The organism is Pandoraea sp. NE5 (assembly GCF_024363545.1).
Taxonomy (GTDB): domain Bacteria; phylum Pseudomonadota; class Gammaproteobacteria; order Burkholderiales; family Burkholderiaceae; genus Pandoraea; species Pandoraea cepalis.
This window is the reverse complement of record NZ_AP025517.1, coordinates 2,039,092-2,053,271: the sequence shown is the minus strand read 5'-3', so window position 1 is coordinate 2,053,271 and position 14,180 is coordinate 2,039,092. Positions and strand designations below refer to the sequence as shown.

The following is a 14,180-nucleotide window of genomic DNA, read 5'->3' as shown; positions in this document are numbered from 1 at the left end:
GCCCTTGCCGCCGGCGCTCATGCACAGATCGGGGAATCTGCGCCGCGTGCCTGTAGCAATTGCTCCAGCTCGCGGTCTGTCGCGGCGCCCCCCGCGACATAGCGGTCGGGGCGTACCAACGCGGCAACGATGCCCGACGCCTCCATCCAATTCGTCAGCGAAGGCTCGGTGACCGCGACGATGGGCATACGGTCCTTGATCAGGGCCTTCGCCGCACCTAGCGCGACGGGCGATACAAACAACGAATAGGCGTAGCCCGTGTCATCGTCCGTGCGCGATCCGTCGGCGCGAACCGCCTGCGGGATCATGCGTCCGCCAAGGGCGCCTCCCACATGAGCGCCAGGGCCGAGCGACGGTTGCGGAGTCGAAAACAATTCAGGCTGTGCAAACTCCTTGTCGCGCCGCCGCACGACATCCGGGTCGGTAGTTTGGATGATGTGCCCCAGGCGCACCGCCGTTGAGACGAACTCACGCACATGCGGCTCGCGCTCGGATTCATAAGTGTTCAACAAGTCTTCACCTGCCTCGCCGCGAATCACTGCCGCCAACTTCCATGCGAGGTTGGAAGCATCGCGGATACCCGCACACATGCCTTGCCCCATGAACGGCGGAGTCAAATGCGCAGCATCGCCCGCCAGCAGCAGGCGGTCTTTTCGCCACCCGCGCGCGACAACAGCGCGAAAGGTATAGAGCGCGGGGCGCTCCAGCGTGGCCTCTTGTGGCGTGACCCATCGCGACAGCAGTTTCCAGATGGATTCCGGCTGCGTAATGATTGTTGGATCGTCGCCCGGCACCAACATCAGCTCCCAGCGCCGGCGCATGCCCACGCCGCGTACGTAAGTTCCCGGGCGCGACGGATCGCAATACTGGATGCTGTAGTCGCCTAAATCGGGGCGCTCATGATTCAGAACGATGTCCACCACGATCCATTGTTCGTGCTGCTGCAAATCGTCCATGCGCGCTCCGGTAAGTCCACGCATGATGGATCGCGCTCCATCGCAACCGACGACGTAGCGAGCTTTCTCTTGCAGCGCTTTGCCGGTGGAAAGATCCTTAATGCGTAGATCAACGCCGTCTGACGCAACCGTGCAGTCGAGCATCTCGTGCTTCACGCGAATGTCCGCACCGGCGTGCTCGGCCAGTTTTTGCCGCAGCGTTTGTTCCAGCCAGGGCTGGTGACAACGGTAGCTGGCATACCAGCCCATGGGCCCGACTTCCAAATCGCGCGACCAATCAATCAGCAGCCGCCCGTCGGAGTCAATGAACTTCATGCCCGGCGATGGACGCACCTGGGATTTCAAGGCATCGGCAACGCCGATGCTCTGGAACACACGCATGCACTCACCATCGAAATGCACTGCACGCGGCAGGGGATAGATGCCCGCCTCGCGGTCGATCGCCAGCACCCGAAGGCCTTGCTGTGCGAGCAGGGTTGCCAGCGTTACCCCCGTGGGGCCGAGACCGATGATCGCAACGTCGTGCATAAATTCTTTTTTCGATAGAGCGTTGCTCTGGTTTGCCTGATGGCGATGTCCCGGATCGCCTCTTCCTTTTTTGGAAGCCATTGCGTTGATTTAGGCTCCCGCAGATCAGGTCTGCGCGACCTTGGGACAGCTAGTTCTGAGCGCTGTTCAGGATAGGAAGCCATGCGATGGGCACGCAGCCCACCATGCATCGGTATAGGGTCTTCATGCCGGTCTGTGAATGACCGTGAACATGAAAGAAGCCAAGGCTGATGCGCGATTCGTACGGAGCCGGATCACTGCTCGTCAGCAATCGGATTGCGCAGCACGCCGATGCGCTCCACCTCAATCTCCACCACGTCGCCCGCCTTCATCCAGACTGGTGGGTGGCGTCGTGCACCGACGCCACCCGGCGTACCTGTAACGATGACGTCGCCCGCTTCAAGCGGCGCAATGGTGGACACGTAAGCAATCTGCTTGGCAATGCTATGAATCATCATGTCGGTGGTGGTGTTCTGCATCTCTTGTCCATTGAGGCGCGTCACCATCTTCAGGCGCGTGTCAAACGGAATTTCGTCTGCGGTCACCATCCAGGGGCCAAATCCGCCGGTGCGCCAAAAGTTCTTGCCCGGAATCCACTGCGAGGTATGGCGCTGCCAGTCGCGCACGCTGCCATCGTTGTAGCAGGCATAACCCGCGATGTGCTGGGCCGCCTCTGCTGGGGCGATGCGACGCCCGCCCTTGCCGATGACAACGGCGATTTCCGCCTCAAAGTCGAGCTGCGTCGATTCCCTGGGCCGCACGATGGCCTGCTCATGACCGACTTGTGAACTTGCCACGCGCAAGAAGAAGGTCGGCTCTTCAGTGACTTCGCGATTGGTTTCCTGAACGTGCGCGTGGTAGTTCAGACCGCAGCACCAGATCTTGCCGGGGTCGGGAATCACCGGCAGCAGCGTCACGTCCGACATCTGAAAATCTGCCTGGCGCCCCGATACCAGCTCGGCAGCCTCACCCACGGCATCTGCAGCCAGCAAATCCTTCAGGCTGACATACCGCCCGTTGAACGCCTGACCCAAGTCCACGATGCCTGCATCGATCACCGCACCAAAACCTGCACGGCCTTGCCATTCGAAGCTCACCAGTTTCATTTAATGCCCTTTAATTAAAGTTAATATATCTCATTATTCGAGATTTATATTTTATCGTCAAGCCATGCAGAATTCGAATGCAAGCCTGAACCACCCCTAGGCGAGCTGGCGAAGCACTTCGTTTCGGTCGGCGCGTGGTGCGTGACAGGCGCTGTAAGTTGATCCCACGAGAGTCGCAAGACAAGATCTCAGAAGATGCACAGATCGCCATCAGTACGGTCACCATTGCCGATGGCCATGGCGAGCGCGAGGCACCCAACGACGACACGCGCCGCACACGCTGGTACGGACAAGCGCCGTGACGCCAGAGCGCTCATCAACGCGCGCCTATGCACGGGGCGTGATTGCGCAGGCAACGCCGAACAACTAGGGCCGCCGCTCGATCAAGTGCCTGTAGACGACTCGTGTTGAGAAGTAGCTCGGCAGCCTGTTGGATGGCGCGACTTCATGCGAGCAATTTGCGATCAAGAAAGGCGCCTATTCTTTCCAGCACCTGATCGCTGGCCGGCAGGATGCCTGTCATAGTGAAAAATCCGTGCATCTGGCCTGCCATTTCATGCTGTTCCACTTCCACGCCAGCATCAGCCATCGCGGCGGCGTAGGCCTGTCCTTCATCACGCAGGATGTCGTGCTGCCCTGTCACCACGAATGCCGCAGGCAAGCCCGACAAGTCCTTGGCACGCAGCGGAGATGCATCGGGATGCATGCGTGCAGATGATTCGGCCACATATTGGTCCCAGAACCAGGCCATGGATGGCGTTGAGAGGAAGGTCTGGTTCTCCGGTTCGTGATAGGAGGCGCGCGTGAAATCTGCATCGGTCACGGGATACACCAGCACTTGCGCCGCCAGCTTTGGGCTGTTTCGCTCCCGCGACCACCGAGCGACGACAGCCGCCAGATTGGCGCCAGCGCTGTCCCCAGCGACGACCAGCGGGACGTCGTCTCCTGCGATCTCCACTTTGTGCTGATTCGCCCATAGCAGAGCGTCCCACGTGTCTTGCAGCGGGATTGGAAAACGATGTTCCGGCGCAAGGCGGTAGCCCACCAGCAATACCGCCGCGCCCGTGCATGTAGCAAGCTTCCGCCCGATGGCCTCGAATTCGGACAGTTCGCCCAACACCCAGCCGCCGCCATGCACGTACATCAACACACCTCGCGGTCGCACCGTAGGCACCAGCAGTCGAGCCGGGATAGAGGAGCCATCTCGTACCGGAATCGCGACTTCCTCACTGCGCGCCATCGCTGGCCCTGGGTCACGCTGAAGCACTCTGCGTCCGGCGGCTGCCCGCGCTTGCACGGCATCGAGTTTCCATAGTGGAGTCGCATTCGCCCCTGCTGCTGCGGCCCAGGACTGCAAAAGGGCCTGCGAGACACTATCCAAAGCCATAGTTTTCTACGCTCCGAAGGCCTGTTAGCTCAATGCGAGATGAAGTCGCTGTCAAAGTCGACGTCATGGGTAAGTTGCCAGTACTCGCGGTGACTGAACGGCCACACCTGAGAAACCCGACCAAAGCGATTCTTGTACCAGGAGCGAATCTGCGGCCGGCCCCAAGCGCGGCGCTGATTCTCGGCGTCGACTCGCTCGACAAAGGCATCAAGAACCTCTGGCTTTACTTCGATGCCTTTGATGCCTCGGCGCAGAACTTGATGGATCGCTTCGACAGCGAACTCGGCTGCACACTCCATCATGAAGTGCTGGCTGCCGTGCACAACGTAATTCGTGTTCGGGCCCAACACCATGAAGAAATTGGGGAAGTCAGGCACGGCAATGCCCCCCCACGCCTTCGCGTTGCCCTGCCATTGCTCCTTGATCGTTCGCCCTGAAGCACCGTGAATCTTCATCGGATCGAGAAACTCGGCAGCGGTAAATCCTGTTGCATAGACGACGACATCAACCGGATGCTCGACGCCATCTTCAGTCACCAGGCCAGTTTCCGTGAAGCGCGCAATGGGACTGGTGACAAGCGCGGAATTTGGCCGCTGCAACGCGGCGGCCCACACGCCGTTGTCGCGCAGCATTCGCTTGCCCCCGGGCGGGTATGTCGGCACGATCTTGTCGATGAGTTCGGGGCGGCTTTTCCACTGTTCGCGAATGATCTCGGTCAGCGTTTCGCGCACCTCCAGGTTCTTTGCCGATACCGAATCCTCTCGAGTCCAACCAGGGTCGGTGACGACGGTATGCACACGTCCGGTCGCTGACTGGAAGAAGCCTGAAAGCCGGAACCATTGACCGTAGCATGGAACATGCTCAGCTAACCACTGCAGCGCCCTCGGAGTGTCAGCGTAGTAGTTCGGCGCAGGAACCATCCACGGACCAGAGCGCTGGAACACAGTAAGGTGCTCAGCCTTATCAACGATGTTAGGGACGATCTGGTACGCACTTGCTCCAGTACCGACGACTGCGATGCGCTTTCCGTGAAGATCAACATCGTGGTTCCAGCGAGCGGAGTGCATACACACGCCCTTGAAATCGCTCTGACCTTCGATCTCAGGGATATTGGGTCGCTCGAGCTGGCCCACCGCCGAAATCACGGCATTGAAACGATGGTGCACCGGCTCGTCACTACCTGTGCGAGTCATCACATCCCAATTGCCGGAAGCCTCGTCCCAGTTGAGCGAGAGAACCTCGACTCCGAAATGGATATGCTCGCGAAGCCCGGCACGCGCTACGATCTCGCGAGCGTAGTCTTCAATTTCACCACCGGTCGCGTACGCATGCGGCCAGTCCGTGCGCTGAGCAAATGAAAAGCTGTACCCGAACGTCGGTGTGTCGAGCCGCACGCCCGGGTAGGTGTTCGCCCACCACACGCCGCCAACGTCGGGGTTCTTCTCGAAGGCCGTGAAGGGCACGCCTGCCTGCTTGAGCCGATACATGGCGGCAATGCCCGACATGCCGGTGCCAATGACCGCGACAGCGAACTGGCGATCACCCGCCACATTCTCGAATTTCCAACCAGGCGCGCCGAGCTTTTTCGGGGCGAGATCCATCTCGTGGGTGAGGAGCTCAGCATCGGCCTCTCCGGCACCGTTCGTGAGGAAATCGATCAGGATGCGTGTCTCGGCATCCTCAAGAGGACGTGGCCGAGTCAAGCTGTCGTCGCGCACGCGCTTGAGTGCAGCCAGGGCCAGTGCGCGGGCTTCGATTTGCGCGGCTTCGCTCATGCCTCCATGGGCAGGCCCAACCGTATCAACAAGAGGAAACGGCGCGCGCAGGTCCGGACGGAGCATCGACAAGTCTCCGGTGACGGCGGAAAGCGCAGTGAGAAGCGTGGGCAGGTCGGCTTCCGCCACGATGTCGGCGAGAAAGGCATCGTCCTCGTCGATCTGCGCGTATTCCTCGCGCCAAAAGACGTCGTCAACACCCGGAGTTTCAATGGCAGTAGTGGTTAGAGGCATAGCAGAAAGGTTTTCATTGCTGGACAGGAGGCACAGGCGCACGCCTCTTTCTCGTTGCTGTCCCGATTGACTTCGCAAACACTGGCGAGTGGCCGCGGAAGGCCGCGTCGCCGAATGGGTCAGCAAGGCGACTTGCGACCGTGAGATCTGGTTGATTACGGCCGATCTCTCACAGCGCATGTGTAACGGGAGCGTCTCGCTGATGCGCACGGAGAACAGGCACAGGGCGCTGGAGCGAGGATCGCCATCACGGCGATCCAAAGAACTGTGCCAGCCCGACCGCCAGACCAGACGGGCGCCCCTTAGGAAGGAATAGCCCGGGGAACACAACTGCAAAGGCTTTCGGGTACGGCCGGCATCCGTAGCCGTCGATCGCGCTCGCAATGCTGAAATGGCACTGCGCACATGTTGCGCCACTCGAAGCTCGCCTGATTCATCGAATCCCCCCTTATAAGTTACAAAATCTCATAAATCGAGATTTAAGCTGATACCATGGATCACTGTCAATCCACGGAGAAACCCTATGTCACTGGAAACCCCGAATCAGCCCGGCTTCAGGTTCAGCCACTTTGGCATGTTCGTGACCGACATTGCGAAGGTCACAGACTTCTACACCCGCCTACTTGATTTCACCGTGACGGACCGAGGCCAGTTGCCCGGACCGAACGGAGTGATGGACCTCGTGTTTCTGAGTCGAGACCCGGATGAGCACCACCAGATCGTGCTTCTGACGGGGCGCCCCAACGATATGCCCTTCAATCCCATCAACCAGATTTCGCTCAAAACAGACAGCTTGGATACGCTGTGCGAGATGCACGAGACTCTGCTGGCCGAGAAGCTGCCCAATATCACGCCGGTGACACACGGCAATGCACTTTCCATCTATGTTCCCGACCCAGAGGGCAATCGGCTGGAGCTCTATTTCGATTTGCCTTGGTACGTTTCACAACCCATGCGCGTGGCGATCGATCTAAAGGATCGAAGCACGCTGATGCAGCGCCTGGAATCGCATGCGCGCACGCTGCCGGGTTTCAGACCGCGGTCGGTTTGGCGTGCGGAGATGGCGCAGCGCATGGGTGTGAAATGAGAACTCAGTCGGCCTATCAAGCGCCATACATCGCGAATAGTGTTCGCTTGTCTCGCAATCACGGCGGGGCGACGCACCAGCCGCCACCTAGTCATACAGCAGTCCGCCAGGCCTTGATGGACAAAGGATGGCGGGCGATGTCAGGCCGGCTCTGGGGGGTTATAAACGGAAGCCAATCGGCGTTTACTCTTGCCTATTGTGGCGGCACCAGATCGCGAGAGAATCGGATAGCTGGGCATATAGGGAGTTGGAAGGCGTGGATCTTGGCGACGCGAGGCGCAACGAACGCGCAAAGACACTGCTGATGCGGTTTGCAGAGAAGCCGACGGCGGGCATTCCTTGCGCACAAGGCCGAAGGCGAGCCTGGTGCCAACACGATCTGGGAGGGCTTGCAGCGCGTTATCATACCCGCCGAAACGCTACGTGCGCTTCGGGGTGAGGCCACATGAACCGAGATGTGTGTAACGAGGCGGCCACAGGCCGCTATCATGTTCACTTTGAACTTCAATACCTAAATCTAATATGAGCAGCCCCGGCCGGGTTCTTGCCATTCTCGATCTATTCACCGAGGAAAATCCGATCTGGCAACCGGACAAAATCAACGATGTTTTGGGCTATTCCCGCCCCACGGGTTACCGCTATGTGAAGGAATTGGTCGAGGCGGGGTTATTGCAAAAAGTCGCGGCGGGGCGCTACTCTCTCGGCGGGCGCATCATCGCGCTGGACTATCAGTTGCGACAAACCGACCCGGTGTTGTTCGCGGCCGATCCGGTCATGCGCAAGCTGGCAGCCAGCACCAAGTTTGACGCGGCACTCAGTGTCATGTTTGCCGGGCCGCAGGTCATCGACGTCCATCGCGTCAGCGCGGAAAAAAATCTTCAACTTTCTTATGGGCGCGGGCGGCCCCGCCCCTTATTCCTTGCTGCCGCCCCAAAAGTTCTGCTAGCGCACCTGCCGCGCAGCTCGCTCAAGAAGATTTACGCAACCCACGCCAAGGAGATCGGCCTCAATGGCATGGGAGATACTTGGCGGGAGTTTTTGAGCGTGCTGACGAAAATCCGCAAGGATGGCTTTTATCGTTCGCAAGGCGAGTTGGAATCCGGGCTCGGCGCAGTGGCTGTTCCAATTTTCAATGCCGAAGGTGATTGCGTAGCTGCGCTGGCACTCGTAGGCAGCGTTCAGCGTTTTGATACCAGTTCGAACGCTCGCCTGTTGAGCCGCTTGCAGGAGGCATCCGCCGTCATACGTCTTTCCTTGGGGTAGCGCTCGATTTTTTCCAGCCACCTGAATCAAGCGTCGAAGATTTTGCTCAAGCGATGGAGCGTAGTGGCCTTCCTTCGACCGCTCAGCGCATCCGAGAAGCAAGAGAGTTACTGTGAATGACCTAGCGTTCTCAGCGACCTGAGCGCGCGCATTGTAGAACAACCAAGCTTTTGTAGAACAAAAAAAACGGGTCCCATTTCTGGGACCCGCATGGTATTTGGTGCCGGCTGCAGGACTCGAACCCGCCACCTGATGATTACAAATCGCCGGTAGCCGGTATTCCCCTACGTTGACCTAAGTTTAGGCAACCGGGCAAATCCTTACCACACAAGGCTTTTGCGCATACGCAGTCCGATTAACCATTGACCTGGATTGATTGATTTGCCCATAATCGGGTTACATGGCGGTTACATGGATTTCATGTAACCCGGTCCGAAGGAGCGGCGAAGGTGGCAAAGGTCAATTTCACGGCGGCGCGGGTCGGCGGACATAGCTGCCCCGCTGGCAAGTCTCAAGCGTTTATATGGGACAGCAAGGCGTCCGGTTTGGGCTTACGCACAACGGCAAGCGGCGCGAAATCCTACATCTTTCAGGGCAAGCTCCACGGCGGCACGGTGCGCGTGACGATTGGCGCCCCGCGAGACTGGGGCATCGACCAAGCACAGGATGAAGCGCGCCGCCTGCAGCGGCTGCTTGATGATGGCGTAGACCCGCGAACCGAGAAGGCCGAGAGGCGCGCCGCCCATGAAGCCGAGCAGGCCGACAAGCAGCGCAAGAGGGCGACCGTGGCCGAGGCATGGGCAGACTATCTCGAATACCTGCGTACCAAGATTTCCCCCAAAACCAAAAGGCCGAGGTCCGCGCACTACATTAACGACCACACCAAGCTCGCCGCCCCCGGTGGCGAAAGGGCGAAGCGCGGCGGCAAGAAAATCGCGCGTGGGCCACTCTGGCCGCTGATGAACCTGAACCTGTCTGAGTTGACCGCCGACAGGGTAAGCGCATGGCTCGAATCGGAGACGCCTGCGCGACCAACGAGCGCAGCCTACGCTTTCCGGATGCTGAAGGCCTTTGTCAGATGGTGCGAAGGACGGGACAGATATATGGGCATCATCCCCGCCGACTGCTGCACATCACCCAAGGTAACAGGCGCACTTCCGAGCGGCGGCACCAAAGACGGCGACAGCCTGCAGCGCGAGCAACTGGCCGCATGGTTCGCGGCTGTGCGCTCGCTGCAAAATCCCGTGCAATCCGCTTACCTGCAAGGCTTGCTCATCACTGGCGCACGACGCGAGGAACTGGCCGCGCTCAGATGGGATGACGTGGACTTCCAATGGTGTAGCCTGCACATTGCCGATAAGATTGAAACCGAGACGGGCCGCGTGATTCCTCTGACGCCCTACCTTGCCTCCGTGCTGGCGGCACTGCCCCGGCGCAATGAGTGGGTATTCTCCAGCCTAAACGCGGCAAGCGGACGGATTTCAGAGCCGAGGTATGCGCACAATCACGCCATTGCGGTAGCCGGTCTGCCACATGTGACGCTGCATGGCCTGCGCCGGTCGTTCGGCACGCTGGCCGAGTGGTGTGAGGTGCCGGTGGGCATCGTGGCGCAAATCCAAGGCCACAAGCCAAGTGCGTTGGCGGAGAAGCATTACCGCCGCCGCCCGCTCGACATGCTGCGCATGTGGCACACTAAAATCGAGGCGTGGTTGCTGGAGCAAGGCGGGATTGAATTTGTGCCCGCCACCCCGGGACTGCGGATCGCAAGTTCAAGCTGAGTAGTGATGTGCCAGGCTAGACCGACGGGCCGAAAAGCAGGAAAACCTTCACCTGCCTGCCTGGCGCCCCCCAATTGAAGGCCGCGCCTGAAGGTGTGCAAATGAGTGTGGATTGGTCATTTTGGTTAGGATTGCATACTGTTGAAGAGTGGCAGGCTTGCGCCCTTTCGCTCCAAATGGATCCAGATTATTTACGGTTAGATCAATATGCGAACGCATATGCGAGGCCGGAAAGCTTGCCGGTCTTCGATGCGTTCTGCTTTCCCACCGCTGAACTGGAGGAAAAATTCAAAAAGCGCCTGCGGCTGCTGGCTTCGACGCTCAGTGCGGGCGGACTGCATTTTCGCCGCCCTCGGGATGTCCCGCGCGGTCACGGCGAGCGGAAAATCTATCTGTCCGACTTTGCGACATGGGCGCTGTCGATCGTCGCATGGGACGGTTTGCCGCCTCAACTCGTAGCGCTTGCGAAATCTGCTGGGCAGTCCTCGGCGGGGTCGGCTGTCGAGCCCCCTTCGGTTCCGAACGGCGTTGGCCAGAGGACCGGCTCGCACTTCGGGTTCGAGGTAAAGCTCTCCGAGCGCGAGAGCGCGATTGGCGCGGGCAGTACACCGACGTGCAACGCTGCGCCGGAACTGAAGATTGGTAGCAATGCAAAGGCGGCCGTAGTTGCTTATATCGGATACTGGGCGCCAAAGCTTCGTGGCAAAGACGACACAGCGCAGGCGCTCGCGGAGAAGATTTTCGATCACATTCCTGCCGGGTGCTCAGGTGAGCGGGGGGCCATAACCGTTCCGTCAATTGTGCGCAACCTTCCGGCTGGCTTGACCGGCGGACGAAAAGGGAGAGGCGTGAAATCCACGAAAAAGTAAGTCGGCGTGCCGATTCAACGCTACGCCGATTTGCTACGCCGATTCAAAAAATTGCCGAAACCCTTGTAAATAAAGGGTTTCGGCGCAGCGTGTTGATTGTTTGATCGGCGTATGTGCCGATTCTGAAATGGAATCTGTTTTAACGACAGATGAGGTTTTCAGATGGCACATTTCAATGCGCCGACGTCCCGTGCAAGCTTGCCCCAAGTCCTGCCGACGGACGAGGCAGCCGCCGTGATCAATCGTAAGCCGCAAACCCTGCGCAAGTGGGCCTGCCTGGAGAATGGCCCGATTCGCCCTGTCCGGATCAATGGCCGCTTGGCCTGGCGCGTTACCGACCTCATGGCGCTGCTGCGCGGGGAGGTTGCGTAATGGGCTCCACCGACAAAGACAAGGCGCCGCCTCTGATTCCCGGAGCCCGCACCGGGGACGACCGGGAGCTGCGCATCATCGACTACATCGACCTCACCGAGGATCTGCGCACGATCTTGATCACTCTGATGAGCGAGGGGTTCGACGGCGTGAGGGTCAATTTGTGCCCCGGCGGGGGGCTTGCTTGGAAAATTGAACTCAACACGCCTGTGGGCGCGTTCGTTGAGTGGCTTTGCCTGCTCGAGAAACTCGGGTGCCTGATGCCGGATCCGGAATGGGCGGTCGCGTTCATGCGCGTATTCCAACGCAACTTCGCGGGTGGGGCATGAACGATGCCGCCGAAGCTCACGCCATGGAGCGCAAATACGCGGTCATGGCCTACGCAAATGAGCACGATTCTGTTGGCAGGCAACTCTGGGGAACATGGCAGCAGGTAATCGCCCTGTTGGCTAAACGCGATATCCGGCCGGGAAAATCGGGGAAGGCGTTCGCTCCTGTATTGATGAAGACGAGGGCGACCCGCTCCAACGGCAATGTGATCGAAATCCACATGGCCGTTGCCGATATCGACACCGAGGGCGAAAAGGAAAAGGGGACGGGGCGGTTGGTGTCGGTCTCGAAGCAAGCTCCGCTGTCGGTCGAATTGCGCCCCAAGATCCGCGGCTATACCTGGGCCGCGCATTCGTCCCACTGGCACGAGCCGCAACGGGGTGTCGTCAAATACCGAATCGTGCTCCCTTTTTCTCGCCCCTGCACGCTGGAGGAGTGGCCGCAGGTCTGGAAGGGGTTGCACATTCTGCTGGGTGGGCATTGCGACCCCGCTTGCAAGGATGCGTCTCGTCTTTACTACCTGCCGAGCTGTCCGGCGGGATCCGAGATCGACGCGTTTTTCGAGACGAACGACGGCGAGTTGCTCGATCCCGATGTGTTGATCGATCTCGCTCGCCAGGCTGCCCTCGCACAGGCATCGATATTCTCCGTAGGCAATTTGGGCAGTGTGGCGAAGCTCCCCGGGCCTCCGGAAACGCCGGAGGAGATCGAACGCGTCAAATCGATGCTGCATAAGATCCCTGCGAACTGCGGTTATGAGCAGTGGCGCCGTGTTGTGTGGGCAATCGCAGCGACCGGCTGGGCCTGTGCGGAGGCTGTTGCGCGTGCGTGGAGCCAAACGGCGCCGCAGAAGTTCAACGAGGTCGATTTCCTCAAGGTCTTCAGGGCTTTCAAAGCTGACGGTGGTGTCGGATTCGGGACTCTCGTCCATCTGGCGAAGGAAAACGGTTTCGCGCCGAGCCTGCCCGAGCGCTTCACGTGGACCGGCGGTGACGTCGAAAACGGTCGGCGTTTTGCGGATTCGTTTCGGGGCCGTCTGCTTTTCGTGCATGAGACCGGGGACGTGCTGCAGTTCGACGCACGAGCTGGCTGGGTATCGGCACCTGCGGGTGAAGCTGATCGCGCGGCAAAACAAGTCCTGGACCAAATGCGCGACGAGGCGATCAAGCTTTTCAAGGCGGCGTCGGATGATCCGAAAACGAAGCGCGCGATGACGGAAGTGGTTCGCGCCAGCAAGGCTACCAACCTTCGCGCGATGATCGAGATGGGGCGATCCGAATCCGGCATGACACGCTCGCTTTCCGACTTCGATTCGGACCCGATGAAACTCGGGGCGACGAACGGTGTTATCGATCTCCAGAGAGGCACGCTCATTCCGATTTCGCCTGATCTGCTGGTCACAAAGCGCTGCAACGTTGCCTTCGACCCGCGTGCGACGAGCCCACGGTGGATTCAATTCCTCGTTGACGTACAACCGGACCCGGCCATCCGTGAATTCCTGCAACGTTGGGTGGGGTATTGCTTGACCGGGAGTGTACGGGACCACAAGCTCGTCTTCCTGCATGGCGGTGGAGCAAACGGAAAGAGTGTGTTTGTGGAACTGCTTGCGTGGCTCTTGGGCGATTACGCGAAGAAGGTCGCAACCGAGATGTTGATGCAGCATCAGCGGAACCCGCAGGCCCCCAGTTCTGACATTGTGTCCCTCAAGGGCATGCGCTTCATCTACGCAAACGAAACGGAGGAAGGCCGGAGGCTGGCCGAAGCCAGGGTGAAAGACATGACGGGGGGCGACACGCTGACCGGGCGCGTCGTCTACGGCAAGGCTGATATCACGTTCGCACCGACGCACAAGCTGGTTCTCGTTGGCAACCATAAGCCGGACATCGGCGATACGAGTAATGGCATGTGGCGGCGCATGTGCCTGGTTCCGTTCGATGTGACGATTCCCGCTAACAATCGCGATGTGACGCTGCTGGAAAAGCTGAAATACGAGGGTTCGGGAATTCTCAACTGGGCGTTGGAAGGCTTGCGCAAGTATCAGAAAGACGGGCTCGCCATTCCCCAGACGATCAACGCAGCGACCGCAGCGTATCGGGACGAGGAGGACATCATCGGCGAATGGCTCGGCGACCATTGCGACAAGGGGGCCAGCATGACGGTGAAAAAAGATCAGGCGTACAGAGCGTACCACGCATGGGCCTTGAAAAACGGCTATCGCCCGCTGACGAAGGGGCGCTTTACTCGCCGGCTCAGGGACAAGGGGTTCCGCCCCCTGCCTGACAAGCGGACCATCGGCGGGCTGGCCCTGAATCAAGAGGGTACTTGGGCCGCCCAGCAGTGACCGAGCTTGCGCGGTTTGCGTCGTTTGACGTGAAAAACAAAAACTTTCTCTAATTCTCTCTCATGGAGAAGTTTTTGGAATTGGCCTTCAAACGACGCAAACCACGCACCCGGCGAACGTCGTCGTCTCCGTC

The 14,180-nt window shown here is 59.5% G+C and carries 13 protein-coding genes and 1 pseudogene; 10 read left to right on the top strand and 4 right to left on the bottom strand.

Annotated features, from left to right (window positions below):
* Positions 1-17: 17 nt before the first annotated feature.
* Positions 18-1,484 carry a bifunctional 3-(3-hydroxy-phenyl)propionate/3-hydroxycinnamic acid hydroxylase gene (locus tag PanNE5_RS09385; protein ID WP_410007585.1) on the bottom strand — a complete coding sequence of 489 codons (1,467 nt, stop codon included), beginning with the start codon at positions 1,482-1,484 and terminating at the stop codon, positions 18-20.
* Between the two features lie 275 nt (positions 1,485-1,759).
* The gene (locus tag PanNE5_RS09380) at positions 1,760-2,611 is read right to left on the bottom strand and encodes a fumarylacetoacetate hydrolase family protein (RefSeq protein WP_017234596.1); all 852 of its coding nucleotides are present in this window, start codon (positions 2,609-2,611) and stop codon (positions 1,760-1,762) included.
* Positions 2,612-2,769: 158 nt separating this feature from the next.
* Here PanNE5_RS09380 and PanNE5_RS09375 point away from each other — a divergent pair, with 158 nt between their 5' ends.
* Positions 2,770-2,913, top strand: a complete 144-nt coding sequence (locus PanNE5_RS09375) for a hypothetical protein (RefSeq protein WP_261939658.1) — start codon at positions 2,770-2,772, stop codon at positions 2,911-2,913.
* Positions 2,914-3,056: 143 nt separating this feature from the next.
* Here PanNE5_RS09375 and PanNE5_RS09370 read toward each other — a convergent pair whose 3' ends face one another.
* Positions 3,057-3,755 (bottom strand): alpha/beta hydrolase, encoded by a 699-nt coding sequence (locus PanNE5_RS09370; protein ID WP_261939657.1) that lies wholly within the window; start codon positions 3,753-3,755, stop codon positions 3,057-3,059.
* Positions 3,756-4,027: 272 nt separating this feature from the next.
* Positions 4,028-6,049: a flavin-containing monooxygenase gene (locus tag PanNE5_RS09365; RefSeq protein WP_261939656.1), complete on the bottom strand. Its 2,022-nt coding sequence runs from the start codon at positions 6,047-6,049 to the stop codon at positions 4,028-4,030.
* 481 nt (positions 6,050-6,530) lie between these two features.
* Between PanNE5_RS09365 and PanNE5_RS09360 the strand changes: the two genes are divergently transcribed.
* From PanNE5_RS09360 to PanNE5_RS09330, 9 genes and pseudogenes are all read left to right on the top strand, one after another.
* The gene (locus PanNE5_RS09360) at positions 6,531-7,094 is read left to right on the top strand and encodes a VOC family protein (RefSeq protein ID WP_017234592.1); all 564 of its coding nucleotides are present in this window, start codon (positions 6,531-6,533) and stop codon (positions 7,092-7,094) included.
* A 127-nt stretch (positions 7,095-7,221) separates the two neighbouring features.
* A pseudogene (locus PanNE5_RS23045) lies at positions 7,222-7,389 on the top strand (hypothetical protein); the annotation flags it as partial.
* A gap of 16 nt (positions 7,390-7,405) precedes the next feature.
* Entirely contained in the window at positions 7,406-7,543 is a 138-nt protein-coding gene (locus PanNE5_RS23040) for an IS4 family transposase (protein WP_410007571.1), read from the top strand.
* Positions 7,544-7,616: 73 nt separating this feature from the next.
* The gene (locus tag PanNE5_RS09355) at positions 7,617-8,357 is read left to right on the top strand and encodes an IclR family transcriptional regulator (protein ID WP_261939655.1); all 741 of its coding nucleotides are present in this window, start codon (positions 7,617-7,619) and stop codon (positions 8,355-8,357) included.
* Between the two features lie 449 nt (positions 8,358-8,806).
* Positions 8,807-10,135: a tyrosine-type recombinase/integrase gene (locus PanNE5_RS09350; protein ID WP_261939654.1), complete on the top strand. Its 1,329-nt coding sequence runs from the start codon at positions 8,807-8,809 to the stop codon at positions 10,133-10,135.
* Positions 10,136-10,236: 101 nt separating this feature from the next.
* Positions 10,237-11,004, top strand: coding sequence for a hypothetical protein (locus PanNE5_RS09345; protein WP_261939653.1), 768 nt, complete (start codon positions 10,237-10,239; stop codon positions 11,002-11,004).
* A gap of 162 nt (positions 11,005-11,166) precedes the next feature.
* The gene (locus PanNE5_RS09340; protein ID WP_261939652.1) at positions 11,167-11,376 is read left to right on the top strand and encodes a helix-turn-helix domain-containing protein; all 210 of its coding nucleotides are present in this window, start codon (positions 11,167-11,169) and stop codon (positions 11,374-11,376) included.
* A complete protein-coding gene (locus PanNE5_RS09335; protein WP_261939651.1) occupies positions 11,376-11,705 on the top strand; it encodes a hypothetical protein in 330 nt (109 codons plus the stop codon). The genes PanNE5_RS09340 and PanNE5_RS09335 overlap by 1 nt, the downstream gene beginning before the upstream one ends.
* Positions 11,702-14,047: a phage/plasmid primase, P4 family gene (locus PanNE5_RS09330; RefSeq protein ID WP_261939650.1), complete on the top strand. Its 2,346-nt coding sequence runs from the start codon at positions 11,702-11,704 to the stop codon at positions 14,045-14,047. Before PanNE5_RS09335 ends, PanNE5_RS09330 begins: the two co-directional genes overlap by 4 nt.
* The last annotated feature ends 133 nt before the right edge of the window (positions 14,048-14,180 follow it).